This window comes from Microbacterium sp. Ld4, assembly GCF_045066555.1.
GTDB lineage: Bacteria > Actinomycetota > Actinomycetes > Actinomycetales > Microbacteriaceae > Microbacterium.
On sequence record NZ_JBISHE010000011.1, the window covers coordinates 1 to 26,790 of the forward strand.

A 26,790-nucleotide genomic window follows, 5' to 3' on the forward strand; every position below is an offset into this window, starting at 1 on the left:
CCCGCCCCCCACGCACACCCCCGGAAGCGACTCATGAGCCTCACCGCAAGATTCCAGGCCCCCGAACCCGCCGTGCTCGTCCTCGAAGACGGCACCCGCCACCCCGGCCGTGCTTACGGTGCCCGCGGCACCACGCTCGGCGAGGTCGTCTTCTCGACCGGTATGACCGGCTACCAGGAGACGATCACCGATCCCTCCTACGCCGGTCAGATCGTGCTCCAGACGGCGCCCCACATCGGCAACACCGGAATGAACGGCGAGGACGACGAGTCCCGTCGCATCTGGGTGTCGGGCTACGTCGTCCGCGACCCGTCGCGCGTCGTGTCGAACTGGCGTGCCGACCACTCGCTCGAAGACGCCCTCGTCCGCGACGGGATCGTCGGGATCAGCGGCATCGACACCCGTGCGGTCACGCGCGCGCTGCGCTCGGCCGGCTCGATGCGCGGGGGAGTCTTCTCCGGGGATGCCGCGGCGCTCACCGACGACGAGCAGCTCCGGATGGTGCGCGACGCGCCCGCGATGAGCGGCCGGAACCTGTCGGCCGAGGTGTCCGTCCCCGCGGCAGAGGTCACGCCCGCGGTCGGCGAGCGCATCGGCAACCTCGCGATCCTCGACCTCGGGGTGAAGCAGGCCACCGTGAACAATCTCGCCGGGCGGGGCTTCGAGGTGCACGTGCTGCCGCAGTCCACGACCATCGAGGACGTCCTCTCGATCGATCCTGTCGCGGTGTTCTACTCCAACGGCCCCGGCGACCCGGCGGCATCCGATCGTCATGTCGCCCTCCTGCGAGAGGTTCTCGACCGAGGGCTGCCGTTCTTCGGCATCTGCTTCGGTAACCAGCTCTTCGGCCGCGCTCTCGGGTTCGGCACCTACAAGCTCCCGTTCGGGCACCGCGGGATCAACCAGCCGGTGCTCGACAAGACGACCGGTCGCGTCGAGATCACCGCGCACAACCACGGCTTCGCCGTCGATGCCCCGACCGAGGGGGTCATCGACAGCCCGAACGGCTACGGCCGGGTCGAAGTGAGCCACGTCGGCCTCAACGACAACGTCGTGGAGGGGATCCGCGCCCTCGATCTGCCTGCCTTCAGCGTGCAGTACCACCCCGAGGCCGCTGCCGGCCCCCACGACGCGAACTACCTGTTCGACCGTTTCCGCGACCTCGTCGTCGCGACCATCGCCCAGAACGCACAGAAGGACGCAGGGAAGAAGAATGCCTAAGCGCGACGACATCACGAGCGTCCTCGTCATCGGCTCCGGCCCCATCGTCATCGGCCAGGCGTGCGAGTTCGACTACTCCGGCACGCAGGCCTGCCGGGTGCTCCGCGAGGAGGGCGTGCGCGTCATCCTCGTCAACTCGAACCCGGCGACGATCATGACCGACCCTGACTTCGCCGACGCGACCTACGTCGAGCCGATCACCTGGCAGGTGATCGAGACGATCATCGCGAAGGAGCGCCCCGACGCGATCCTTCCGACGCTTGGTGGCCAGACCGCCCTGAACGCGGCGATCGACCTCCACAACCACGGCATCCTCGAGAAGTACGACATCGAGCTGATCGGCGCCAACTTCGAGGCGATCAACAAGGGCGAGGATCGCCAGATCTTCAAGCAGCTCGTGATCGACTCGGGTGCCGACGTTGCCGACAGTCGCATCTGCCACACGATGGACGAGGTGATCGCCGGCGCCGAGGAGCTCGGCTACCCCCTTGTCGTCCGTCCCTCCTTCACGATGGGCGGCCTGGGATCCGGTTTCGCCTACAACGAGTCGGACCTCCGTCGGATCGCCGGTGCGGGCCTGAAGGACTCGCCGACGACCGAGGTCCTCCTCGAGGAGTCGATCCTCGGCTGGAAGGAGTACGAGCTCGAGCTCATGCGCGACACCGCCGACAACACGGTCGTCGTCTGCTCCATCGAGAACGTCGACCCGGTCGGCGTCCACACCGGCGACTCGATCACCGTGGCCCCCGCGCTCACGCTGACCGACCGCGAGTACCAGAAGATGCGCGACATCGGCATCGACATCATCCGGGCGGTCGGCGTCGACACCGGCGGCTGCAACATCCAGTTCGCGGTCGACCCGGAGACGGGCCGCATCATCGTGATCGAGATGAACCCGCGGGTGTCGCGCTCGTCGGCACTGGCCTCGAAGGCGACCGGGTTCCCGATCGCGAAGATCGCCGCGAAGCTCGCAATCGGCTACCGCCTCGACGAGATCCCCAACGACATCACGAAGGTGACGCCGGCGAGCTTCGAGCCGACGCTCGACTATGTCGTCGTGAAGGTGCCGCGGTTCAACTTCGAGAAGTTCCCCGCCGCGGACACCACCCTCACGACCACCATGAAGTCGGTCGGCGAGGCGATGGCGATCGGGCGCAACTACGCCACCGCCCTCCAGAAGGCGCTCCGTTCGCTCGAGAAGCGCGGCTCCAGCTTCCACTGGGGCCGCGAGGACCGGTCGATGGAGGAGCTCCTCGAGATCTCGAAGGTCCCCACCGACGGCCGCATCGTCGTCCTGCAGCAGGCGCTCCGCAAGGGCGCCACGCTCGAGCAGGCCTTCGAGGCCACGAAGATCGACCCGTGGTTCCTCGACCAGATGATCCTCATCAACGAGGTCGCCGATTTCGTCGCGGACGCCGCCGAGCTCGATGCCGCCACGCTTCGCATCGCGAAGGACCACGGCTTCAGCGATGCGCAGATCGCCGGGCTGCGCGGGCTGACCGAGGAGCACGTGCGCGAGGTCCGCTACGGCTTCGCGCTCCGCCCCGTCTACAAGACGGTCGACACGTGCGCGGGGGAGTTCCCCGCTCTCACGCCGTACCACTACTCGTCCTACGACACCGAGACCGAGGTCACCCCGAGCGACCGCCGCAAGGTCGTCATCATCGGGTCGGGCCCGAACCGGATCGGTCAGGGTGTCGAGTTCGACTACTCCTGCGTCCACGCGTCGTTCGCGCTGTCGGATGCCGGTTTCGAGACCATCATGGTCAACTGCAACCCCGAGACCGTCTCCACCGACTACGACACGAGCGACCGGCTCTACTTCGAGCCGCTGACCCTCGAGGACGTCCTCGAGGTGCTGCACGCCGAGGCGAAGTCCGGCGAGATCGTCGGCGTCATCTGCCAGCTGGGCGGTCAGACCCCGCTGGGCCTCGCCAAGGGGATCGAGGCCGCCGGCTACACGATCCTCGGGACCAAGCCCGCCGCGATCGACATCGCCGAGGAGCGTGAGCTCTTCTCGCAGCTGCTCGACCGGGCCGGCCTCACGGCGCCCCGGCACGGTACGGCGACCGACGAGGCGGGTGCCGTCGCGATCGCCGAGGAGATCGGGTACCCCGTGCTGGTCCGCCCGAGCTTCGTGCTCGGCGGCCGCGGCATGGAGATCGTGTACGACACCGAGAGCCTCCGCGACTACTTCGTCCGCATCGCCGATCAGGCGATCATCCGCGACGATGCGCCCCTGCTCGTCGACCGGTTCCTCGATGACGCCGTCGAGATCGACGTCGACGCGCTCTTCGACGGCGAGCAGCTCTACATCGGCGGTGTCATGGAGCACCTCGAGGAGGCCGGCATCCATTCCGGCGACTCGTCGTGCACCCTCCCGCCGATGTCCCTCGGCCGGGGCGAGATCGATCGCGTGCGCATCGCGACGCACGCGATCGCCGAGGGCGTCGGCGTCCGCGGGCTCCTGAACGTGCAGTTCGCGGTCTCGGCGGGCGTCCTCTACGTCATCGAGGCGAACCCCCGCGCGTCGCGCACGGTGCCGTTCGTCTCGAAGGCCCTGGGGATCCCGATGGCGAAGGCCGCGAGCCGGATCATGGCGGGCACGAGCATCGCCGAGCTCATCGCCGAGGGGATGCTCCCCGCGGGCGACGGCTCGCGTGTGCCGCTCGACTCGCCGGTCGCCGTCAAGGAGGCGGTCCTTCCGTTCAAGCGGTTCCGGACGGCCGACGGCCGGACCGTCGACTCGGTCCTCGGGCCCGAGATGCGCTCGACCGGTGAGGTCATGGGCATCGACCGCGACTTCCCGACGGCGTTCGCGAAGAGCCAGGCCGCGGCGTACGGCGGCATGCCGACCTCGGGGACGGTCTTCCTCTCTGTGGCCGACGATGACAAGCGCGCCGTCATTCTGCCGGCGCACCGGCTCCAGGAGCTCGGGTTCCGGCTCATCGCGACGGAGGGCACCGCGGAGATCCTCGCGCGCAACGGCATCCGAGTCGAGACCGTCGCCAAGTACTCCGAGACGCAGGAATCGGGCCAGGCGAACGTCGTCGACCTGATCAACGCCGGCGAGATCGACATCGTCGTGAACACGCCCTCGGGCGGCATGGCCCGTGCCGACGGCTACGAGATCCGCGCGGCGGCGGTGGCCGGCGACAAGGCGCTGTTCACGACCATGGCCGTGCTCGGGGCCGCCGTCTCGGCGATGCCGGTGCTCCGCGAGGGCTTCGCCGTCAAGAGCCTCCAGGAGTACGCCCTCGACCGGAAGGCGCGGGTGTGACCTCATTCGGTGCGCGGCTGGCCGCGGCGGTCGACGCCCGCGGCCAGCTGTGCGTCGGCATCGACCCGCACGGGTCGCTGCTGAGCGCGTGGGGGCTGGATGCCACGGCATCCGGTGTCCGAGAATTCGGGCTGCGCGTGGTCGAGGCCGCGGCGGGCCGTGTCGGCGTCGTCAAGCCGCAGGTCGCGTTCTTCGAGCGCTTCGGGTCGGCGGGCTTCGCCGCGCTCGAGGAGGTCCTCGCCGCGGCGCGGGCCGCCGGCCTCGTCGTGATCGCGGACGCGAAGCGTGGCGACATCGGCTCCACGATGGACGGCTATGCAGAGGCGTGGCTGGCGAGCGGTTCACCCCTCGAATCGGATGCCGTCACCGTGAGCCCCTACCTGGGCCCCGACTCGCTCCGGGGGACCGTCGCGACAGCCGTGCGGGAGGAGAAGGGGCTCTTCGTCCTCGCGGCGACGAGCAACCCCGAAGCGGCCGGTCTGCAATCGGCGGAGCTCACCGTCGTCGACGCCGATGACGGCCAGAGCGTCGCCGACTGGGTCGCCCGCCGGGCCGGTGCGGTCAACTCCTCCGCCGTCGTCGGCTCCGACCGATTCGGGCCCGTGGGCTTCGTGGTCGGCGCGACCGTCGATCGCGTCGCGCTCGGACTCAGCGACGAGGCGCTCCGCGGCGCGGCCCTGCTCGCTCCCGGCTTCGGCGCGCAGGGCGCCCGCCTCACCGACATCCGCGGCCTGTTCGGCGCGCTCGCCCCCCAGGTGCTCGCCAGCGCGAGCCGCAGCATCCTCGGCGCCGGTCCTGAGGGGATCGCCGCCGCTATCGACAGCCACAACTCCGACCTTCTGGAAGCCTTGAATGCCTGATTCCCGCACCCCTCCCGAGGTCGACCGCGCCGCGGCATCCCGTCGGGCCGTCGCCGCCCGACGAGAGCGCGCATCGTTGAAGCGCGACGTGTCGACCCGGGTGATCAGCCCGCAGGACCTCCTCCGGCGAGCGTGGGCGGAGCCGGACTCGGCGGCCGCGGCCATGCGGGTCACGGAGTTTCTGACGGCGATCCCGGCGATCGGCGAGGGCAAGCGCGACCGGATCCTCGCCGAGCTCGCGATCTCCCCGGTGAAGAAGATCGGCGGGCTCGGAGTGCGTCAGCGCGAGGCGCTGCAGGGGTTCCTCGACGGCCGGCTTCCCGAGCCATCGGCGCGGGGCGGCCGCAGCCGCCTCCTCGTGCTCGCGGGCCCCACCGCGGTCGGCAAGGGCACGGTCGCCGCGCACATCAAGGAGCATCATCCCGAGATCCTCCTCTCGGTGTCGGCGACGACGCGCCCGGCCCGGCCCGGCGAGGTCGAGGGCGAGCACTACTTCTTCGTGGACGACGCCGAGTTCGACCGCCTCGTCGCCGCCGACGAGCTCCTCGAGTACGCCACCGTGCACAACGCGTACCGCTACGGCACCCCTCGGCGTCCGATCGACGACGCGCTCGCGGCGGGGCGCACCGTCCTGCTGGAGATCGACCTGCAGGGCGCCCGTCAGGTGCGGGCGGCCGCGCCGGACGCGACCCTCATCTTCCTCCTCCCGCCGAGCTGGGACGAGCTCGTGAACCGGCTCGTCGGTCGCGGCACGGAGGATGCGGAGGAGCGTGCACGACGGCTGCGGACCGCGCGGGGCGAGCTCGCCTCGCAGGGCGAGTTCGACTACCGCGTCGTCAACGACGAGGTCGCCCGCGCGGCCGGCGAGATCGCGCGGCTCGCTCACTGACGGCCCTCCCGGGGCGTCGGGGCGGTCTCGCGGGTCGCCACGTTTCACACCGTTACGACCGATGACGCGGATCGTGGCACCTCGGCGATGCTGGAGCCATGTCCGCCACCCTCGCCGTCTCCGATGCCGCCCGCACGGCTCCCGGCATCCGCGGCTCTGTCGCGCTGTCGAACGTCGGACGCACGTTCGCCGGAGCGCAGGGTCCGGTCCCGGTGCTCCGCGGAATCGACCTCGACCTCGCTGCGGGTGAGATCGTGGCCGTCGTCGGCCCGTCGGGGTGCGGCAAGTCGACGCTGCTGCGCCTGCTCGCCGGCCTCGACACTCCCACGACGGGTTCGGTGACCGTCGACGGCGCGGCAGTCGGCGACACCGACGACCGCACGGCCGTCGCCTTCCAGGAGCCCCGCCTCCTGCCGTGGCGCTCGATCGCCGAGAACGTCGAGCTCGGGATGCCGCGCGGCACCGCGCGCGCCGGAGTGCGATCGCGCGTGTCCGAGCTGCTCGACCTCGTCGGGCTCACCGCCGCGTCGCACCAGCGTCCGCGCGAGGTGTCGGGCGGCATGGCGCAGCGCGCCTCGCTCGCCCGCGCTCTCGCCCGAGGCCCCGAGGTCCTCCTCCTCGACGAGCCTTTCGGCGCCCTCGACGCCCTCACCCGCCTCCGGATGCAGGATCTGCTCCTCGACATCCACTCCGCCGAGCCCACGACCGTCGTCCTCGTGACCCATGACGTCGAAGAGGCGCTGTACCTCGCCGACCGCGTGCTCCAGCTGCGCGCCCTCGGCCCCGACTCCGAGGACTCCTCGATCGCCCGCGTGATCGACGTCCCCGGCATCCGACCCCGCGACCGTGCCGATCACGGCTTCACGGACCTGCGCGCCGAGCTCCTCGACGGACTCGGCGTCGCCACCCACCGCTCAACCCCTCAGGAGACCCGATGAGCACCGTCATCCGCCGCACCATCCCCACGATCGCCGTGGCGGGAGTGGTGATGCTCATGGCGACCGGCTGTCTCGCCGGCGAGAACGCAAGCTCCACCTCGGGCGACGCGGATGCCGCGGATGGCGCGGGGCAGTGGTCGACCGACACGCTGTCGATCGACTTCGCCACCTACAACCCGCTCAGCCTCGTCGTGAAGGACCAGGGACTCCTCGAGAAGGCGCTCGGCGACGACGTCGACATCGAGTGGATCCAGTCCGCCGGCTCCAACAAGGCGAACGAGCTCCTCCGCGCCGGATCCCTCGACGTCGGTTCGACGGCGGGTTCTGCCGCCCTCCTCGCCCGCGCCAACGGGTCGCCCATCCAGGTCATCGACGTCTACTCCCAGCCGGAGTGGTCGGCTCTGGTCGTCGGACCGGACAGCGACATCACGTCGGTCGCCGACCTCAAGGGCAAGACCATCGCGGCGACCACCGGCACCGACCCGTACTTCTTCCTGCTGCAGGCCCTCGAGACCGCGGGACTCACCGTCTCCGATGTCGAGATCCAGAACCTCCAGCACGCCGACGGTCGCACGGCCCTCGACGGCGGCTCGGTCGACGCATGGGCCGGGCTCGACCCCATCATGGGAGCGGCCGAGGTCGAGTCGGGCGACACGCTCGTCTACCGGAACGTCGACTTCAACTCCTATGGCTTCCTCAACGCCACCGAGGAGTTCACCACCGACCACGCCGACGTGGCGCAGGTCGTCGTCGACGCGTACGAGGAGGCGCGCGCCTGGGCTCTCGACAACCCCGAGGAGACCGCCGCCCTCCTCGCCGACGTCGCCGGCATCGACACCGCGGTCGCGACCACCGTCATCGCCGAGCGCTCCAACCTCGACGTGAGCGGCATCCCGGGAGATGACCAGCTCGCGGTTCTCGAGAAGATCGCGCCCGTGCTCGTCGCCTCCGACGCCGTCACCGGCGGACAGGCCGCCGTCGACGCGGCGCTCGAGACGATCATCAACCCGACGTTCGCCGAGAAGGCCGCGGGCTGAGGATGACCGCTCCCGCACGGGCGACCGACACCGCCGCTGCGCCCACCGGCGCCGCGGCGGTGCGGCCGTTCTGGTCGCGCACGAGCGTCCGGGTGATCGGCGGTCTCGTCGTGCCGATCGCCGTGGTCGCGCTGTGGCAGGCGGTGACCGGATTCGGCCTGATCCCGACGTACCGGCTTCCCGCGCCGGTCGATGTGGTGAACGCGGCGGCGCAGCTCGCCGACGACGGGGCGCTGTGGCGCCATGTCGCGATCTCGGTCCAGCGCGTCGTCATCGGGTTCGCGATCGGCGCCGTCATCGGGCTCGCCGTAGCCGCGGTGGTCGGCCTCACCCGGTCGGGCGACGTGCTGCTGAGCCCGATCCTGGCGGCGTTCCGGGCGATTCCGTCCCTCGCCCTCGTGCCGCTGCTGCTCCTGTGGATGGGCGTCGGGGAGCATTCGAAGGTCACGCTCGTCGCGATCGGCGCCTTCTTCCCCGTCTTCACGACCGTCGCGGGAGCGCTCCGCCACGTCGACCCCCATCTGGTCGAGATGGGACGCTCCTTCGGGCTCCGCGGGTGGCAGCTGTTCCGGACGGTCCAGCTGCCCGCAACGGTGCCGCCTCTCATCTCCGGACTGCGGCTCGCCCTCGCGCAGTCGTGGCTCTTCCTCGTCGCCGCAGAACTCCTCGGCGCGTCGATGGGCCTGGGGTTCCTCCTCGACGACTCTCGTCAGACCGGCCGTGTCGACCGCATCTTCCTTGCGATCGTGCTCCTCGCGGTGCTGGGCGCGCTCTCGAACGCGCTGGTCACCGTCGTGCAGCGCCGGCTGCTGCGGAAGTGGGCCTGACGCATGGGCTCGCTCCCCGAATCGGTGCCGGCACGCGCGGCCGACGAGCTCCGCCTCGTCGAGAATCGCACCTATCCGGCACCGGAGAGCTTCGCCGCCCAGGCGAACGTCGGCGCGGACGCCTACGCCCGCGCGGCCGGTGACCCGACGGCGTTCTGGGAGGCTGCCGCGCGCCGCCTCGACTGGACGGGGGCCTGGGACACCGCTCTCGAATGGGAGCCACCGATCAGGTCGGCACGCGGCGAGCTCTCCGTCCCCGCTGCGCGCTGGTTCGTCGGCGGGTCGCTGAACGTCGCCGTCAACTGCGTCGACCGCCACGTCGCCGCTGGCCGCGGCGAGAAGGTCGCCCTCCATTTCGAGGGTGAGCCGGGCGACCGCGTCACGGTCACCTACGCCGATCTGCAGCGGCGCGTCTCGCAGGCGGCCAACGGCCTCCTGTCGCTCGGCATCGGAGCAGGCGACCGCGTGGTCGTCTACCTCCCCGTCCTGGTGGAGACCGTGGTGATCGCCCTCGCATGCGCCCGCATCGGCGCCGTGCATTCCCTCGTGTTCGGGGGATTCTCTGCCGAAGCTGTCCGCTTCCGGACCCTGGACACCGGCGCGAAGCTCCTCGTGACGACAGACGGTCAGTTCCGCCGCGGGGGAGCGGTGGAGGTGAAATCCACGGCGGATGCCGCCGTCGCCGGGTTGCCAGACGTCGAACACGTTCTCGTGGTCCGCCGCACCGGGCAGGACGTCGCCTGGACAGAGGGTCGGGACGTCTGGTGGCACGACGTCGTGGACACCGCGCCCCCGGTGCACGAGGCGCAGAGCTTCGGCGCCGAGCATCCGCTCTTCATCATCTACACGTCCGGCACCACAGGAAAACCGAAGGGACTCGTCCACACCTCCGGCGGATACCTCACGCAGGCCTGCTGGTCGCACTGGGCCCACTTCGACGCAAAGCCCGACGACGTCCACTGGTGCACCGCCGACCTCGCCTGGGTGACGGCGCACACCTACGAGATCTACGGTCCGCTCTCAAACGGGCTTACCCAGGTGATCTACGAAGGCACTCCCGACGCGCCGCACCGCGAGCGGCATCTGGAGATCATCGAGCGCTACGGCGTCACGGTGTACTACACGGCCCCCACCCTCATCCGGACGTTCATGACCTGGTTCGGAGACGCGCTGCCCGCCGGTCACGACCTGTCGAGCATCCGGCTGCTCGGAACCGTCGGCGAGGCGATCAATCCCGCGGCCTGGGTCTGGTTCCGTCGCAACTTCGGCCGTGATGAGGTGCCCGTTGTCGACACGTGGTGGCAGTCCGAGACGGGCGCGGCCATGATCGCGCCGCTGCCCGGCGTCACGACCCTCAAGCCCGGGTCGGCGACTCTTCCGCTGCCGGGGATCGACGCCGCCGTCGTCGACCCGGCGGGTCGCGAGGTCGAACCCGGTCGTTCGGGCACACTCGTCGTCCGCCGTCCCTGGCCGGGGATGGCGCGGACGGTCTGGGGAAACCCCGAGCGGTACCGCGACTCCTACTGGTCGACCTACGCCGGCCACGGCGAGCACGGCGGCTATTACGTCGCCGGCGACGGTGCGACGCGTGATGCCGACGGGCACATCTGGATCCTCGGCCGGCTCGACGACGTCGTGAACGTCTCGGGGCATCGGCTGTCGACCATCGAGATCGAGTCCGCCCTGGTCGCCCACGGCTCCGTGGGTGAGGCCGGCACGACCGGCGTCCTCGACCCGGTGACCGGGCACGCCGTCGCGGCGTTCGTCGTGCCGTCCGGTCTCGGCGATCCCGACGCGACGACCCTCAGAGCTCACGTCGCGCGCGAGATCGGCGCCGTGGCGAAACCGCGGCACGTCATCGTGGTGCCCGACCTCCCCAAGACCCGCTCCGGCAAGATCCTCCGCCGGCTGCTGGGGCAGCTGTGGGAGGCTGAGCAGGACCGCCGGGCCGGCCGCGAGCCCGCCCCGCTCGGCGACACGACGTCGCTCCAGAACCCCGAGGCCGTCGCGCGCATCGCCGCCGCGCTGGCTGCCGCGTGAGAAACCATCCGCCCCGCTCCGGAGAGAGACCATGACTGAAGAGCACCGATTCGGCTTCCGCACGCGCGCGCTGCACGCGGGTGGCACTCCCGACGCTGCGACCGGCGCCCGCGCCGTGCCGATCTACCAGACGTCGTCCTTCGTGTTCGACGACGCGACCGATGCCGCGAATCTTTTCGCCCTGCAGAAGTACGGCAACATCTACTCCCGCATCGGCAACCCGACGGTGGCCGCTCTCGAGGAGCGCCTCGCTTCGCTCGAGGGGGGCATCGGCGCCGTCGCGACGGCATCCGGGATGAGCGCGGAGTTCATCACCTTCGCCGCTCTCGTCGGCGTCGGCGACCACGTCGTGGCGTCGGCCCAGCTCTACGGCGGGACGGTCACGCAGCTCGACGTCACGCTCCGCCGGTTCGGCGTCGAGACCACCTTCGTCGCGTCGACCGATCCGGCCGACTTCGCCGCGGCCATCCGGCCCGAGACGAAAGTGCTCTACGTCGAGACGATCGGCAACCCGTCCGGTGAGATCGCCGACATCGAGGGGCTCGCCGACGTCGCCCACGCGGCCGGCATCCCGCTCGTCGTCGACTCCACGCTCGCGACGCCGTACCTGACCAGGCCGCTCGAGCACGGCGCCGACATCGTGATCCACTCGGTCACGAAGTTCCTCGGCGGGCACGGCACCACCCTCGGCGGCGTCGTCGTGGAGAAGGGCACGTTCGACTGGGGCAACGGCAAGTTCCCTCAGATGACCGAGCCGGTCTCGTCGTACGGCGGGATCAGATGGTGGGACAACTTCGGCGAGTACGGGTTCCTGACGAAGCTCCGCAGCGAGCAGCTCCGCGACATCGGCGCCGCCCTGAGCCCGCACTCCGCCTTCCTCCTCCTACAGGGCGTCGAGACCCTGCCCCAGCGCATCGACGCCCACCTCTCGAATGCGCGCATCGTCGCGGAGTGGCTGGGTTCCGATCCGCGGGTGTCCTTCGTCACGTGGGCGGGGCTGCCCGGCCACCCGCACCATGCCCGCGCGCAGAAGTACCTGCCGCTCGGCCCCGGTTCCGTCTTCGCCTTCGGCGTGAAGGCCGGCGAAGAAGGCGACACGGATGCCGAACGGGTCGCCGCAGGCAGGCGTGCGGGGGAGGCGGTGATCGATGCGCTGCAGCTCGCGTCGCACCTCGCGAACATCGGTGATGCGCGCACCCTGGTGATCCACCCGGCCTCGACGACCCACCAGCAGCTGAGCGCCGATCAGCTCGCCGCCGCGGGCGTGCCCGCCGACCTCATCCGCATCTCGGTCGGTCTCGAAGATCCCGAGGACATCGTGTGGGACCTCGACCAGGCCCTCACCGCAGCGACAGGACTGAGCCGATGACCGACGCGACAGCATCCTCCGACGGCGTGGCGTGCGCGCTCCCCGCAGCCCTTCCCGCAGCCCACGCCGCGCGCACCTGGCCGGCCGCGGGGCCTCGTGAACGCTTCGAGATCCTCCGGCGTGCGCGTTCCATCGCGATCGTCGGCGCCTCCGACAATCCGGCGCGCGCGAGCTACTTCGTGTCGACGTATCTGCGGGGGAGCTCGCCCTACGACGTGTACTACGTCAACCCGCGCGCGACCGAGATCCTCGGCCAGCCCGCGTACGCCTCGCTCGCCGAACTGCCGGTCGTGCCCGACATCGTCGACGTGTTCCGCAAGCACGACGACCTCCCCGGCGTCGCGCAGGAGGCCGTCGACGTCGGCGCGACCACGCTGTGGCTGCAGCTGGGGTCGTGGCACGAGGGCGCGGCGAGGATCGCGGCCGACGCCGGATTGTCCGTCGTCATGGACCGCTGCGTGAAGATCGAGCACGCCCGCTTCCACGGCGGGCTCCACCTCGCCGGCTTCGACACGGGTGTGCTCAGCTCGAAACGGCAGCTGCTCAGCCGCTGATGCGCGGCGCGGGCGCCGCGAGGCGCCGACGCGACCTGTAGACTGAGGGGATGCCGTGCCGCGATCGCTCGCAGCCGGGCAGACTTCTCCCCTCAACGATCCTGGAGGACCACCATGGCCAATCGTGACCAGGGCATCATCGACCCGCCCATCGACGCACTGCTCGAGAAGGTCGACTCCAAGTACCAGCTCGTCATCTACGCATCGAAGCGCGCGCGTCAGATCAACGACTACTACTCCGACCTCCACGAGGGAAACCTCTTCGACAACGTCGGCCCGCTGGTCGACTCGAACGTCGAGGACAAGCCCCTCACGATCGCGCTGCACGAGATCCACGAGGACAAGCTCCGCCTTCGTCCCGCCGAGTGATCTCGCGCTGAACTCCTGACGCCACACGGCGTCATCGTCATGCCCGTGTGTCCCCCGTGTCGGGGACCGCGGGCATGATGGTTTCATCCCCGCTCGCCCTCATGGAGGACCGATGACCTCGCTGCGTCTGTTCACGTCGGAATCGGTGACCGAAGGTCACCCCGACAAGATCTGCGACCAGATCTCCGACAGCATCCTCGATGCGCTTCTCGCCGTCGACCGGGGTAGCCGCGTCGCCGTGGAGACGCTCGTGACCACCGGCCTGGTGCACGTGGCGGGCGAAGTGCGCACCGACGGCTACGTCGACATCCCGGGGATCGTCCGCCGCGTCGTCAACGGCATCGGCTACACTTCGTCCGAGACCGGCTTCGACGGCGACTCGTGCGGTGTGACGGTCTCGATCGGCGAGCAGTCGGGTGACATCGCCGCGGGTGTCGACAACGCGCTAGAGCACCGCGAGGGCGGCTCCATCGACCCTGTCGACGCGCTGGGCGCCGGTGACCAGGGCATCATGTTCGGGTACGCGACCAACGAGACGCCGCAGTACATGCCGACCGCCATCTGGACGGCGCACCGCCTCTCCGAGCGGCTCGCCGAGGCCCGGCGCTCCGGCGCTCTGCCGTTCCTCCGTCCCGACGGCAAGACGCAGGTGACCCTCGGCTACGACGGCACCGTCCCTCGGACGGTCGACACCGTCGTGCTGTCGACCCAGCACCAGCCCGACATCTCGCTCGCCGCTCTCCGCGCCGCCGTTCAGGCCGAGGTCATCGATCCGGTACTGGCAGAGACGGGTCTCGACGCGTCCGGGGTCCGCTACGTCATCAACCCCGCCGGTCCCTTCGTCGTCGGCGGCCCCAAGGGCGACGCCGGCCTCACCGGCCGGAAGATCATCATCGACACCTACGGCGGCGCGGCCCGTCACGGCGGTGGCGCCTTCAGCGGCAAGGACCCCTCGAAGGTCGACCGGTCCGCCGCCTACGCCATGCGCTGGGTCGCCAAGAACGCGGTCGCGGCCGGGCTGGCCGACCGCCTCGAGGTGCAGGTCGCCTACGCCATCGGGCGGGCGGCACCGGTGGGGCTGTACGTCGAGACTTTCGGCACCGGTCACGTGTCGGACGATGCGATCACCACGGCGATCCGCGATGTGTTCGACCTCCGTCCGCAGGCGATCATCGACGACCTCGACCTCCTGCGCCCGATCTACGCGCAGACGGCGGCGTACGGGCACTTCGGACGCGAGCTGCCCGACTTCACGTGGGAGCGCACCGACCGGGTCGACGCGCTTCGGACCGCCGCCGGGCTCTGATCGGCCGTGCCTCCCGTCGCACGGGTGCTGATCGATTCCCCGCTGCCGCAGCTCGATCGGCTGTTCGATTACGCGATCCCTGCGGAGCTGGTGGCGGCCGCGGCGCCCGGGGTGCGGGTCAAGGTGCCGCTGCGCACGGCGGGACGCGTCGTCGAGGGCTGGCTGATCGAGCTGGGCGAGGCCGAGCCCGGCGGGCGCCCGCTGTCGGACCTCGCCGATGTGGTCTCACCGGTGCAGGCCCTCCCTCCCGAGCTCTACGCGCTCGCTCGCAAGGTGGCCGATCGGGCTGCCGGAGCGGCGACGGACGTCCTCAGGCTGGCGATCCCGAAGCGCATGGTGCGCGCCGAGAAGGCGTGGCTCGCGGGTGAGGCCCCGCCGGTTCCGTCTGTGACCGCGGATGCCGCGGCGTCCGCCGCTTCGCTGCTCGCGCCGTTCCCCGGCCTCATCGAAGCGGTGCACGCGGGGGAGCGGATCGCGATCGACGCACCGCCGCGCCCCGCGCCGGGCGCTGCTCGCGGCGCGTGGGCCGATCTTCTCGCGGCGATCGCGACCGACCTCCTCGCCCAGGGGAGGAGCACGGTGATCGTCGTCCCGGACCATCGCGACCAGTCCCAGGTGCTCGACGCGCTCGCGACTCTCGTGCCGGGAGACGCCGTGCTCCGCGACGATGCGCGCCGGCCCGGACCGGAGCGGTACGCGTCCTATCTCCGGCGTCTGGGCGAGGCGCCGTGCATCGTCGTGGGCAACCGGTCGACGGTCTACGCGCCGGCCCACGACGTCGGCGCCGTGATCGTCTGGGACGACGGCGATCCGCTGCTCTCCGAGCCTCTGAGCCCGGGCGTGCACGCGCGGGACGCTGCCCTCGTGCGTCAGGAGCTCGAAGGATCCGCGCTGATCCTCGCCGGCCACACGCGCACGACCGATGTCGAGCGTCTGGTGCAGCTCGGCTGGGTGCGCGAGATCCCGGCCTCCCGCCGGCCGAGCCCTCGCGTGGTGCTCTCGGCCACGCACGAGGCCGAGTCGCGCGGTGCGCGTGTGCCCTCGAGCGCGTTCGCCGCGGCACGGGAGGCGCTGTTGCACGGGCCGGTGCTCGTGCAGGTGTCCCGGCCCGGATACTCGCCCGTGCTCGTCTGCGCGGAATGCCGCACCCCGGCGCGGTGTCGGCACTGCGCCGGACCGCTCCGGGCCCGCCGCCAGGGAGCGGTGCCCGACTGCGGCTGGTGCGGCCGGTCCGCGCCGAACTGGACATGCGCGAACTGCGCGGGAACCCGCTTCCGGATGGCGTCATCGGGGAGCGAGCGCACGGCCGACGAGCTGGGTCGCGCGTTCCCGGGCACGCGGGTGATCGTCGCCGATGGTGATCACCCCGTGGCATCCGTCGACGGCTCGCCCGCGCTGGTGATCGCGACGAGGGGGGCGGAGCCGGCCGCGATCGGCGGCTACCGGGCGGTGATCCTGCTCGACGGCGACAAGATGCTCATGGCCGAGCAGCTGCGCATCGGCGAGTCATGCCTGCGCTGGTGGTCCAACGCCGCAGCTCTCGCGGCCCCCGGCGCCCCCGTCCACCTCGTCGGGGTGACGGGACCGGTGGCACGCGCACTCGCGACCTGGACGCACGCCGCCTACGCCCGCGCCGAGCTCGCCGATCGAGCGCCGCTCCTCATGCCGCCGGCCGTGCGCGTTGCCGCCGTCGAGGGCACGGCGACGGCGGTGGAGTCCGCGATCCGCGACCTGCGGGAGGCGGTGCCGGCCCTGACGCCCGCGGCCGTGCTCGGCCCGGTGCCGCTCGAGGCCGGCGGCGTGCGTGCGCTCATCAGGGTCGACTACGGGCAGGGGCGCACGGTCGCCGAGCAGCTCCGGGCCTCGGTCGTCGCCGAGGCCGTCCGCGGACGGCGACGCGGGCCCGGCGCACCGCCCCGGACTACACTCAAGGTTCGGCTCGATGTGCCCGAGCTCGATCTGTGAGGACTGTGATGCGCGTCGTTTTCGCCGGAACACCCGAACCGGCCGTCCCCTCCCTGCGGTCGCTCGCGGCGTCGGGCCATGAGCTGGTCGGTGTGGTGACGCGCCGCGATGCCCCCCTCGGCCGTCGCCGGGTGCTCACGCCCTCGCCTGTGGCGGTCGCGGCCGAGCAGCTGGGCATCCCCGTGATCAAGACGGATCGACTCGATGCGGATGCCACGTCGGCGATCACCGCCCTGGCGCCCGACCTCGGCGTGATCGTCGCGTACGGCGGACTCGTGCGGGAGCCGCTCCTCTCGGCGCCGACGCACGGCTGGATCAACCTGCACTTCTCGCTGCTGCCGAAGTGGCGGGGAGCGGCGCCGGTGCAGCACTCGCTGATCGCGGGCGACCGGGTCACCGGCGCGGCCGTCTTCCAGCTCGTTCCCGCGCTCGACGCCGGTGACGTGTTCACCGAGCTCCGGTGGAGCGTTCCCGCCGATGCCACGGCCGGCGACGTCCTCGACGCCCTGGCGGACGAGGGCGCGGTGCTCGTGCGGGAGGTCGTCGACGCCATCTCCGACGGGACCGCCCGTGCCGTTCCCCAGACCGGCGAACCCACGCTCGCGCCGAAGCTGTCGCTCGGCGACGGCGCCCTCGATTTCACCCAGCCGGCCGTGCGCGTGCTCGACCGGTACCGCGGCACGACCCCCGAACCCGGTGCGCACGCCTCGCTCGACGGGCTACGGGTCAAGATCCTTGCCGCGCGCGCGGGAGGATCTGCAGGCCTCGCCCCCGGCGCCATCGCGCTCGACGGTCGCGACGTCGTGGTGGGCACCTCCGACGGCACCGTGGTTCTCGACCGGGTGCAGCCCGCAGGCAAGGGCGCGATGGCCGCTGCGGACTGGTGGCGGGGGCTGCGCTCCGACGCGCCGACGTTCGATCTCCCGGAGGAGTCCCGATGACCACCGCCCGCGAAGTCGCCTACGACGTCCTCCACGCCGTGCGGACCTCCGACGCATACGCCAACCTCCTGCTGCCCCGCGAGATCCTGCGTGCGCAGCTGTCGTCGGGCGACGCGGCGCTCGCGACGGAGCTGACCTACGGCACCCTCCGCCGCATCGGGACGTACGACGCCATCATCGGCGCCGCCGCGTCCCGACCGGCCGACGAGATCGATCCCGCGGTGCTCGATGCGCTGCGGCTCGGGACCCACCAGGTGCTCGCGACGCGCATTCCCCCGCATGCAGCGGTGAACGAGACCGTCGAACTCGTTCGACAGGCGGCCGGACGACGAGCCACCGGCTTCGCGAACGCGGTGATGAGGCGTGTCACCGAACGGGGCGAGGAGTCGTGGCTCGACCACCTCGAGGAGACAGCTCGATCGGACGACGAGCGGCTCGCGCTCCGCCACGCTCATCCGGTGTGGGTCATCCGCGCGCTCCGGCGCGCGCTCGTGGCCGAGGGGCGAGGCGAGGAGCTCGCCGACCTGCTCGCCGCCGACAATCGCGCACCGTCGGTCACCATGACCGCACTGCCGGGGGTCGGCCAGATCCCGGAGGGCGCGGAGCGGACGACCCAGTCGCCGATCGGCTTCCGGTGGGGCGGCGGCGATCCGGAGCGTCTCATCACGGCATCCGGGGGCGCCGTCCGCGTCCAGGACGAGGGCTCGCAGCTTGCGGCGCTGGCCCTGACCCGCGCCGTGCCGGTGCGAAGCGGTGAAGTGTGGCTCGACCTGTGCGCGGCGCCCGGGGGGAAGACCGCGGTGCTCGCCGCCGAGGCTCACGCCGCAGGGGCGCGCGTCGAGGCGAACGAGCTCTCCGCCGTCCGTGCCCGGCTCGTCCGGCAGTCGGTCGCGGCGATCCCGGCGGAGGTTCCCGTGTCGGAGGAAGATGGCCGCACCCGCGCGGCGCGGGGGAGCTACGACCGGATCCTCGTCGACGCGCCCTGCACCGGGCTCGGCGCCCTGCGGCGGCGACCCGAGGCGCGCTGGCGGAAGATGCCGAGCGACGTCCCCGAGCTCGCGGCGCTCCAGGGCGATCTGCTGGGGGCTGCCATCGAGGCTCTCGCACCGGGCGGCATCGTCGCCTATGTCACCTGCTCGCCTCATCTGGCAGAGACGAAAGCGGTCGTGGCCGACGTCGAGCGCCGGTTCGAGGGGCGCATCGAGCAGCTCGACGCGCGCGCCGTGCTCCGCGAGATCAGTGACGCCGAGATCGATCTCCCCGATCAGGTCGACGGCTCCGGACGCGCTCAGCTCTGGCCGCATCGCCACGGGACCGACGCGATGTCGATCACCTTGCTCCGTCGTACCTGAGGCCCCTCGGCTGGTCGTGCGCGCCGCGCGCGGTTCCGCTCGGCGGAGAGCCGCGATAATGGCACCGTGGCCTCTTCGACCGTGCGCATCAACCCGAGCATCCTCGCCGCCGATTTCGTGAACATGCAGGCGGAGCTCGCCCGCATCGCGACGGCCGACTTCGTGCATGTCGACGTGATGGACAACCATTTCGTCCCGAACCTGACCTTCGGTCCGCAGATGGTGGAGCGCATCCAGGCGACGAGCCCGGTGCCGCTGGACGTGCACCTCATGATCTCGGATGCCGACACCCACGCCCCCGAGTACGCCGAGATCGGCGCCGCCTCGGTGACCTTCCACCTCGAGGCTGCGACCGACCCGGTGCGCCTCGCCCGACGCCTCCGCGCGATCGGAGCCCGCGCGGGGGTGGCGGTCAAGCCCGCGACCCCGGTGGAGAGTCTGTTCGAGCTGCTCGACGAGTTCGATCAGATTCTCGTGATGACCGTCGAGCCCGGGTTCGGCGGTCAGAGCTTCATGGCCGACCAGATGCCGAAGCTCCGGTCGCTCTCGGCAGAGGCTCGGCGGCGCGGCTCGAAGGTCTGGCTGCAGGTCGACGGCGGGATCGGCGAGAGCACGATCGCGGCGGCAGCCGAAGCGGGAGCCGACACGTTCGTCGCCGGATCCGCCGTCTTCGGGGCAGGCGACCCCGGTGCCGCGATCGCGGCGCTCCGTTCGACGGCCGCCGCGCACGCCTGCACCTCCGGGGCCGGTAGCCTGGAGGGGTGAAGACGTTCGACGGACTGTTCTCCGAGTTGACCGAGACCGCGGCCGCGAGGCCCGACGGTTCGGGGACGGTCGCCCAGCTCGACCGCGGTGTCCACGCGATCGGCAAGAAGATCGTCGAAGAGGCTGCTGAGGTGTGGATGGCGGCGGAGTACCAGTCCGACGCCGAGACGGCGGAGGAGATCTCCCAGCTGCTCTACCACCTGCAGGTGCTGATGATCGCGAAGGGGCTCAGCCTCGAGGACGTCTACCGACATCTCTGAGCCGTCACCGCTCACCGTCATCTCCTCGCAACCCGAAAGCTCCGCCATGCTGCGCATCGCCATCCCGAACAAGGGGTCGCTCGCCGAGACCACCGCCGACATGCTCGCGGAGGCCGGATACGTCGGTCGCCGCGATCCCAAGGATTTGCACGCCATCGACCCGGTCAACGGGGTCGAGTTCTTCTACCTCCGCCCGAAGGACATCGCGACGTACGTCGGATCCGGCGCCCTCGACGTCGGCATCACCGGCCGTGACCTGCTCCTCGATGCCCGGATGCCGGGAGCGCGAGAGATCGAGCAGCTCGGCTTCGGCGGGTCGACGTTCCGGTTCGCGGGCCCTCCCGGCCGCTTCTCCGAGCTCTCCGACCTCGAGGGTCTCCGCGTCGCGACCGCCTACCCGGGCCTCGTCGACGCCTATCTCGATGAGCACGGTGTCGCCGTCGACCTCGTGCCTCTCGACGGCGCGGTGGAGTCCGCCGTGCAGCTCGGTGTCGCCGATGCGGTCGCCGACGTCGTCTCCACCGGCACGACGCTCCGTCAGGCGGGCCTTGAGATCTTCGGCCCGGTCCTGCTCGAATCCGAAGCCGTCCTGATCGGGGCGCCCTCGGAGGCCGAGGGGACCGAGACCCTGCTCCGACGCCTTCGCGGCGTCATGGTCGCGCGGCGCTACGTGCTCATCGACTACGACCTGCCGGCCCACCTCATCGATCAGGCGGTCGCCCTGGCCCCCGGCATCGAATCTCCCACGGTATCGCCGCTTCGCGATCCCGAGTGGGTCGCGGTGCGGGTCATGAGCCCGCGCAAGACCGTCAACCAGGTGATGGACGCGCTGTACGAGATCGGCGCACGCGCGATCCTCGTGACGGCGATCCACAACGCGAGGCTCTGACGTGGCTCTCGTCAGCCGAGTGATCCCGTGCCTCGACGTCGCGGCCGGAAAGGTCGTGAAGGGGGTCAACTTCCTCGATCTACGGGAGATGGGCGATCCGGTCGAACTCGCGCGCCGCTATTACGAGCAGGGCGCCGACGAGATCACGTTCCTCGATGTCACCGCGACCGTCGACGCCCGCGACACGATGTACGACGTCGTCCAGCGGACGGCCGAACAGGTGTTCATCCCGCTGACCGTGGGCGGGGGAGTCCGCTCGGCCGATGATGTCGCGCGCCTCCTCGCCGTCGGCGCAGACAAGGTCGGCGTCAACTCCGCTGCCATCGCGCGCCCCGGCTTGGTGGGCGACATCGCCGACAGGTTCGGCGCGCAGGTGCTCGTCCTGTCCCTCGACGTCAAGAGAGCGCCCGGAGTCGCCTCCGGCTTCGCGGTGACGACGCACGGCGGCCGCACCCTCACCGACATCGATGCGCTCTCCTGGGCTCGCGAGGCCGTTGAGCGGGGAGCCGGCGAGCTGCTCGTGAACTCGATCGATGCGGACGGCACGAAGGACGGTTTCGACCTCGAGCTCGTCTCGCTCATGCGGGAGGTGGCGTCCGTGCCGGTGATCGCCTCCGGCGGCGCCGGCGATGCGGCGCACTTCGCCCCCGCGATCGAGGCCGGAGCCGACGCCGTGCTGGCGGCATCCGTGTTCCACTCCGGCCAGCTGAGCGTGGCGGATGTCAAGGCCGCACTCGCGGCGGCCGGCGTCGAGGTGCGGCGATGAGCCGCGACCTCGAGGAGCGCATGTCCCGGGTCGTCTACAACACCGACGGACTCGTCCCGGCGATCATCCAGCAGCACGACACGCGCGAGGTGCTGATGCTCGGGTGGATGGATGCCGAAGCGCTCCGCCGCACGCTCACCGAGGGGCGCGTGACCTTCTGGTCCCGGTCGCGGCAGGAGTACTGGCGCAAGGGCGACACCTCCGGCCACATCCAGATCGTCCGTGGCGCCCGGCTCGACTGCGACGGCGACACGCTGCTGTTCACCGTCGATCAGGTCGGCGCCGCCTGCCACACGGGCGATCACACCTGCTTCGACGCGGACGACCTCGACCCCGTCGTCGGCGACCTCGCATGACCGCCGAGCTCGCTCGAGACCGCCGGTCGCGGACGACCGCCGTGCTGGCGATCCTCGCCGGAGGCGCGATCGGCATCATCGGTTCGACGCAGCCCTGGCTCGATGTGGTGCTCCGCGACGGCGTGCAGCTCGACCTCGCCGTGCCCGGTGCCTCCGCAATGTCGGTGCTCGCGCCGCTGAGTCTCGCGGCGCTCGCGCTCGGGCTGGCCCTGACGATCGTCGGTCGCCCGCTGCGCTACGCGTTCGGCGTCCTCGCGCTCGGACTCGGCGCCTGGCTCATCTCCGGCTCGCTGCGCATCGCGATCTCGCGTCCCCTCGACGCCGTCGCGGCGGAGGTGACGGATGCCACGGGGCTCAGCGGCCTCGAGGCGGTGGGCTCGATCGTGCGCTCCGTCGTCGCGACGCCGTGGCCGGCCGTGACCGCCGCTGCGGCCGCGCTCATCGTGATCGGGGGCGTCCTCGCCCTCCTCACCGCGCACCGCTGGCCCGGAGCGGGCCGGAAGTATCGCCAGGAGGGGGCCGAGTCCGCCGGAACCGGCCGTCCCCATGACGCCATCGACTCGTGGGACGACCTCTCCCGTGGTGAGGATCCCACGCGCTGAGATGCGCTGCTTCTCGCGCCTGCGGGCCGGGGGAGTACGCGTCGCCCGCTAGACTTGACCCTGCGGCATCCGGCCCCCTGCGGCGGCCTCGCCGCACCCCGTGCTTCGCATCCGAAGGAGAACCATGAGCAGCAGCATCGACGATCCCGGCCACGGACACTCCCCGGCGGCCTGGGCGACGGTTGTGATCATGCTGGTCGCCATCGCGTTCGGAACGCTGTTCTTCTTCCTCGACATGCCACTGCTCGTCTGGGCGTCCGTCGTCCTCCTGATCGTGGGTCTGATCGTCGGCTTCGTCATGACGAAGGCGGGCTACGGCGTCAACGGACCCAAGACGACCGCGAAGCAGCACTGACGTGCTCGCCGACCTGATGGCCGGCGCGGTGGAGGATGCGCAGCAGCGCGCGGCAGACCTGTCGCTCGCCGCTGTCGAAGCGAGGGCACTGGCGCAGACCCCTGCGCTCGACGCGCTCGCGTCGCTGGCCCCCACCGATCGCGTGAAGATCATCGCCGAGGTGAAGCGTGCGAGTCCCTCCCGGGGCGATCTCGCCGCGATCCCCGACCCCGCCGCGCAGGCCGAGAAGTACGAGCGGGGCGGCGCGTCGGCGATCTCCGTCCTCACCGAGGGGCGGAAGTTCAAGGGGAGTCTGGCCGACCTCGAGGCGGTCCGCGCCCGTGTCGGCGTCCCCGTGCTCCGTAAAGACTTCATCTCGACCGCGTATCAGGTGTTCGAAGCGCGCGCCGCGGGCGCCGACCTCGTGCTGCTGATCGTCGCCGGGCTGGATCAGCCCGTTCTGGCCGAACTGCACGCCCTCGTGCTGCAGCTGGGCATGACGCCGCTCGTCGAGACCCACTCCGCCGACGAAGTGCAGCGCGCTCTCGACATCGGCGCCCAGCTCGTCGGTGTGAACGCGCGGAACCTCTCGACGTTCGAGCTCGACCGCGACCTGTTCGGTCGGCTGGCCGGCAGCTTTCCCGATGACGTCGTCAAGATCGCGGAGTCCGCGGTCCTCACTCCGGCCGACGTCACCCACTACCGCCAGGCGGGAGCGGACGTCGTGCTGATCGGCGAAGCCCTCGTCACCGGCGACCCCGTCGCCACCCTGGCGACCTTCTTGGAGGCAGGATCATGAGTCTTCGCGACATGGCCGGACCGTTCTTCGGCGAGTTCGGCGGACGTTTCATGCCCGAATCGCTGATCGCGGCGATCGACGAACTGGCCGCAGAGTACGAGGCAGCCAAGGCGGATCCTGCGTTCGCCGCCGAGCTCCACCACCTGCTCGAGGTCTACGCGGGTCGCCCGTCCGCCCTGACCGAGGTGGCCCGCTTCGCCGAGCACGCCGGGGGCGCTCGTGTGTTCCTCAAGCGCGAGGACCTCAACCACACCGGCTCGCACAAGATCAACAACGTCCTCGGACAGGCGCTGCTGACCAAGCGTCTCGGCAAGAAGCGCGTCATCGCCGAGACCGGGGCGGGCCAGCACGGCGTCGCGACCGCGACGGCCGCCGCCCTCTTCGGCTTCGAGTGCACGATCTACATGGGCGAGGTCGACACCGAGCGCCAGGCCCTCAACGTGGCTCGCATGCGCCTCCTCGGCGCCGAGGTGATCCCGGTCACGACCGGATCCCGCACGCTGAAAGACGCGATCAACGAGGCCTACCGCGACTGGGTGTCGTCGGTCGAGACGACGAACTACGTGTTCGGAACGGCGGCCGGTCCGCACCCCTTCCCCGCCATGGTCCGTGACTTCCAGAAGATCATCGGCGAAGAGGCACGGCGCCAGCTGCTCGACGAGCTCGGCCGCCTTCCCGATGCCGTGGTCGCGTGCGTGGGCGGCGGCTCGAACGCGATCGGCATGTTCGACGCCTTCCTCGACGACGACGGTGTGAAGCTCTACGGGGTCGAGGCGGCCGGCGACGGCGTCGACACCCCGAAGCACGCAGCGTCCATCGAGCGGGGCCGACCCGGGGTGCTCCACGGGTCGAAGACCTTCGTGCTCCAGGACGACGACGGTCAGACCGTCGAATCCCACTCCATTTCCGCCGGGCTCGACTACCCGGGTGTCGGACCCGAGCATGCGTGGCTCGCGAGCATCGGTCGCGCCGAGTACATCCCGGCGACCGACACCGAGGCCATGGAGGCGCTCCGGCTGCTGAGCCGCACCGAGGGGATCATCCCCGCCATCGAGTCGGCGCACGCACTCGCGGGTGCCCTGCGGATCGGTCGGGAGATGGGACCCGACGCCATCATCGCGATCAACCTCTCGGGGCGCGGCGACAAGGACATGGACACGGCCGCCCGCTGGTTCGACCTCTACGACGCCGGGGCCCAGCCCGTGGATGTGCCGCGCGACCCCGAGCCGGGCAGCGGCGAGGGAGTCGAGCTGTGACCACGCGCGTCGAGGCGGCCATCGCGGCCGCGAAAGCGGAGGGCCGCGGCGCATTCGTCGGCTACCTCCCGATCGGCTTCCCGACGCTTGAAGCGAGCATCGAGGCGGCGGTCGCCCTCGCCGAGAGTGGTGCCGACATCCTCGAGCTCGGCCCGCCCTACTCCGACCCGGTGATGGACGGCGTCGTCATCCAGGAGGCGACGCAGACTGCTCTGGCTGCCGGGTTCCGCCTGCGCGACACCTTCACCGCGGTCAAGGCGATCACCGATCGGGTGGATGTCCCCGTGGTCGTCATGACCTACTGGAACCCGGTCATGCAGTACGGCGTCGACCGCTTCGCCGACGACCTCGTCGCGGCGGGTGGGGCCGGTCTCATCACCCCCGACGTGACTCCCGACGCCGCCGGCGACTGGATCGAAGCCTCCAAGCGCACGGGTCTGGACCGCATCTTCCTGGCGGCTCCGACGTCGACGGACGAGCGTCTCGCGATGATCGCGGAGGCGACGACCGGCTTCGTGTACACCGTGTCGACGATGGGCATCACGGGGGAGCGGGCCGAACTGGATGCCGCGGCGCGGACGCTCGTCTCCCGTCTCCGCGCGCACGGCGTCGAGAACGCCTGCGTCGGTATCGGCATCTCGACCCCCGATCAGGTGGCGGGCGTCCTCGACTACGCCGATGGGGCGATCGTCGGAACGGCGCTCGTGCGCGCACTGCGCGACGGCGGGCAGGAGGCGCTCGTCGAGACGGCGCGCGCCCTCGCGGCCGGAACGCGCACCGGCGTGACGGCGCCCGGCGGCGAAGTAGACTCGCCGTCGTGACATCCACTGCACTTTCGGTCGCCGCGAGCATCCCCAGCCCGTCGATCAGCTTCTTCCAGGTCGGTCCGCTGACGATCCATTTCTACGCGCTCTGCATCCTGTTCGGGATCATCGTCGCGACCCTGTGGACCAATCGTCGCCTCACCCGGCGCGGGGCCGAGCCCTGGGTCGTCATCGACATCGCGCTGATCGCCGTGCCGCTCGCCATCATCGGCGCGCGCATCTTCCACGTCGTCACGCACCCCGGGTTCTACTTCGGTGACGACAAGGACATCTGGGCGATCTTCCGCATCTGGGAGGGTGGCATCGCGATCTTCGGCGCCCTTCTCGGCGGCGCGCTCGGTGCGTGGCTCGGCTGCAAGTGGACCGGCATCCGGTTCTGGAGCTTCGCCGACGCGCTCGCGCCTGCGCTGCTGCTGGCGCAGGCCTTCGGACGCTTCGGCAACTGGTTCAACCAGGAGCTGTACGGTCTGCCGACCGATCTGCCGTGGGGCCTTGAGATCGACTACCCCAACGCCGCCTGGCCCGAGGGTCTCGCAGAGGGCACGCTCTTCCACCCGACCTTCCTCTACGAGGTCATCTGGAACGTGATGGGCGTCTGCGTCCTCGTGTGGGTCGGTCGCCGCTTCGCCCTCCAGTGGGGCCGTCTGTTCGCGCTGTACCTGATCTGGTACTCCGCAGGACGCATCGTCTGGGAGTCGATCCGCATCGACCCGAGCGAGGTCTTCTTCGGTCTGCGCACCAATGTGTGGGCGTCCGTGTTCGGCGTTATCGTCGGTGTGGTCATCTTCTTCGTGCAGCGTCGTCGCCACCTCGGAGCCGAAGCATCGCCGTATCAGCCGGGTCGCGAATGGACCCCTCCGGGCGCGGTACACTCACAGGGAACCGATGACTTCGTCGACGTGAGCGCACCCCCCTCGTCCGAAGAATCCTCCGACCAAGCCACAAGCTCAGTCACCACCCGATAGCACCGCAGGGCCGACGTCGTCCCAGG

26 protein-coding genes are annotated in these 26,790 nt (G+C 70.8%); all 26 read left to right on the plus strand.

Annotated features, from left to right (window positions below):
* Positions 1-33: 33 nt before the first annotated feature.
* Complete coding sequence (gene carA / locus ACJJV7_RS07145) at positions 34-1,221, plus strand: glutamine-hydrolyzing carbamoyl-phosphate synthase small subunit (protein ID WP_405376209.1); 1,188 nt, start codon at positions 34-36, stop codon at positions 1,219-1,221.
* Complete coding sequence (gene carB / locus ACJJV7_RS07150; protein ID WP_405376159.1) at positions 1,214-4,501, plus strand: carbamoyl-phosphate synthase large subunit; 3,288 nt, start codon at positions 1,214-1,216, stop codon at positions 4,499-4,501. Before carA ends, carB begins: the two co-directional genes overlap by 8 nt.
* Positions 4,498-5,361 carry an orotidine-5'-phosphate decarboxylase gene (gene pyrF / locus ACJJV7_RS07155; protein ID WP_405376158.1) on the plus strand — a complete coding sequence of 288 codons (864 nt, stop codon included), beginning with the start codon at positions 4,498-4,500 and terminating at the stop codon, positions 5,359-5,361. The genes carB and pyrF overlap by 4 nt, the downstream gene beginning before the upstream one ends.
* Positions 5,354-6,250, plus strand: a complete 897-nt coding sequence (gmk, locus tag ACJJV7_RS07160) for a guanylate kinase (RefSeq protein WP_405376156.1) — start codon at positions 5,354-5,356, stop codon at positions 6,248-6,250. Before pyrF ends, gmk begins: the two co-directional genes overlap by 8 nt.
* Before the next feature lie 98 nt (positions 6,251-6,348).
* Positions 6,349-7,188: an ABC transporter ATP-binding protein gene (locus tag ACJJV7_RS07165; protein WP_405376154.1), complete on the plus strand. Its 840-nt coding sequence runs from the start codon at positions 6,349-6,351 to the stop codon at positions 7,186-7,188.
* Entirely contained in the window at positions 7,185-8,225 is a 1,041-nt protein-coding gene (locus ACJJV7_RS07170) for an aliphatic sulfonate ABC transporter substrate-binding protein (protein ID WP_405376152.1), read from the plus strand. The genes ACJJV7_RS07165 and ACJJV7_RS07170 overlap by 4 nt, the downstream gene beginning before the upstream one ends.
* Positions 8,226-8,227: 2 nt before the next feature.
* Positions 8,228-9,052 (plus strand): ABC transporter permease, encoded by an 825-nt coding sequence (locus ACJJV7_RS07175; RefSeq protein ID WP_405376151.1) that lies wholly within the window; start codon positions 8,228-8,230, stop codon positions 9,050-9,052.
* Between the two features lie 3 nt (positions 9,053-9,055).
* Positions 9,056-11,092 (plus strand): acetate--CoA ligase, encoded by a 2,037-nt coding sequence (gene acs / locus ACJJV7_RS07180; protein ID WP_405376149.1) that lies wholly within the window; start codon positions 9,056-9,058, stop codon positions 11,090-11,092.
* Positions 11,093-11,123: 31 nt separating this feature from the next.
* Complete coding sequence (locus ACJJV7_RS07185; protein ID WP_405376147.1) at positions 11,124-12,461, plus strand: O-acetylhomoserine aminocarboxypropyltransferase/cysteine synthase family protein; 1,338 nt, start codon at positions 11,124-11,126, stop codon at positions 12,459-12,461.
* The gene (locus tag ACJJV7_RS07190; RefSeq protein ID WP_405376145.1) at positions 12,458-13,015 is read left to right on the plus strand and encodes a CoA-binding protein; all 558 of its coding nucleotides are present in this window, start codon (positions 12,458-12,460) and stop codon (positions 13,013-13,015) included. Before ACJJV7_RS07185 ends, ACJJV7_RS07190 begins: the two co-directional genes overlap by 4 nt.
* Positions 13,016-13,129: 114 nt before the next feature.
* Entirely contained in the window at positions 13,130-13,384 is a 255-nt protein-coding gene (gene rpoZ / locus ACJJV7_RS07195; RefSeq protein WP_405376143.1) for a DNA-directed RNA polymerase subunit omega, read from the plus strand.
* Positions 13,385-13,496: 112 nt separating this feature from the next.
* Complete coding sequence (gene metK, locus ACJJV7_RS07200; RefSeq protein ID WP_405376141.1) at positions 13,497-14,690, plus strand: methionine adenosyltransferase; 1,194 nt, start codon at positions 13,497-13,499, stop codon at positions 14,688-14,690.
* 6 nt (positions 14,691-14,696) lie between these two features.
* A complete protein-coding gene (locus tag ACJJV7_RS07205) occupies positions 14,697-16,655 on the plus strand; it encodes a primosomal protein N' (protein WP_405376139.1) in 1,959 nt (652 codons plus the stop codon).
* 8 nt (positions 16,656-16,663) lie between these two features.
* Positions 16,664-17,596: a methionyl-tRNA formyltransferase gene (fmt, locus tag ACJJV7_RS07210; RefSeq protein ID WP_405376137.1), complete on the plus strand. Its 933-nt coding sequence runs from the start codon at positions 16,664-16,666 to the stop codon at positions 17,594-17,596.
* Positions 17,593-18,948 (plus strand): RsmB/NOP family class I SAM-dependent RNA methyltransferase, encoded by a 1,356-nt coding sequence (locus ACJJV7_RS07215; protein ID WP_405376135.1) that lies wholly within the window; start codon positions 17,593-17,595, stop codon positions 18,946-18,948. The genes fmt and ACJJV7_RS07215 overlap by 4 nt, the downstream gene beginning before the upstream one ends.
* A 66-nt stretch (positions 18,949-19,014) precedes the next feature.
* On the plus strand, positions 19,015-19,713 hold the full coding sequence (gene rpe / locus ACJJV7_RS07220) for a ribulose-phosphate 3-epimerase (RefSeq protein ID WP_405376133.1): 699 nt from the start codon (positions 19,015-19,017) through the stop codon (positions 19,711-19,713).
* On the plus strand, positions 19,710-19,973 hold the full coding sequence (locus ACJJV7_RS07225; RefSeq protein WP_405376131.1) for a phosphoribosyl-ATP diphosphatase: 264 nt from the start codon (positions 19,710-19,712) through the stop codon (positions 19,971-19,973). Before rpe ends, ACJJV7_RS07225 begins: the two co-directional genes overlap by 4 nt.
* 46 nt (positions 19,974-20,019) lie before the next feature.
* Entirely contained in the window at positions 20,020-20,862 is an 843-nt protein-coding gene (gene hisG / locus ACJJV7_RS07230) for an ATP phosphoribosyltransferase (RefSeq protein WP_405376129.1), read from the plus strand.
* Between the two features lies 1 nt (position 20,863).
* Positions 20,864-21,628, plus strand: a complete 765-nt coding sequence (hisF, locus tag ACJJV7_RS07235) for an imidazole glycerol phosphate synthase subunit HisF (RefSeq protein ID WP_405376127.1) — start codon at positions 20,864-20,866, stop codon at positions 21,626-21,628.
* Positions 21,625-21,984, plus strand: coding sequence for a phosphoribosyl-AMP cyclohydrolase (gene hisI, locus ACJJV7_RS07240; RefSeq protein WP_405376125.1), 360 nt, complete (start codon positions 21,625-21,627; stop codon positions 21,982-21,984). Before hisF ends, hisI begins: the two co-directional genes overlap by 4 nt.
* Positions 21,981-22,586, plus strand: a complete 606-nt coding sequence (locus ACJJV7_RS07245; RefSeq protein WP_405376123.1) for a Trp biosynthesis-associated membrane protein — start codon at positions 21,981-21,983, stop codon at positions 22,584-22,586. The genes hisI and ACJJV7_RS07245 overlap by 4 nt, the downstream gene beginning before the upstream one ends.
* Before the next feature lie 124 nt (positions 22,587-22,710).
* Positions 22,711-22,941: a DUF6704 family protein gene (locus ACJJV7_RS07250; RefSeq protein ID WP_405376122.1), complete on the plus strand. Its 231-nt coding sequence runs from the start codon at positions 22,711-22,713 to the stop codon at positions 22,939-22,941.
* 1 nt (position 22,942) lies between these two features.
* Entirely contained in the window at positions 22,943-23,719 is a 777-nt protein-coding gene (trpC, locus tag ACJJV7_RS07255) for an indole-3-glycerol phosphate synthase TrpC (RefSeq protein WP_405376120.1), read from the plus strand.
* Positions 23,716-24,975 (plus strand): tryptophan synthase subunit beta, encoded by a 1,260-nt coding sequence (gene trpB, locus ACJJV7_RS07260; protein ID WP_405376118.1) that lies wholly within the window; start codon positions 23,716-23,718, stop codon positions 24,973-24,975. Before trpC ends, trpB begins: the two co-directional genes overlap by 4 nt.
* Positions 24,972-25,796, plus strand: coding sequence for a tryptophan synthase subunit alpha (gene trpA, locus ACJJV7_RS07265; protein ID WP_405376116.1), 825 nt, complete (start codon positions 24,972-24,974; stop codon positions 25,794-25,796). Before trpB ends, trpA begins: the two co-directional genes overlap by 4 nt.
* A complete protein-coding gene (lgt, locus tag ACJJV7_RS07270) occupies positions 25,793-26,764 on the plus strand; it encodes a prolipoprotein diacylglyceryl transferase (protein ID WP_405376114.1) in 972 nt (323 codons plus the stop codon). The genes trpA and lgt overlap by 4 nt, the downstream gene beginning before the upstream one ends.
* Positions 26,765-26,790 lie beyond the last annotated feature (26 nt).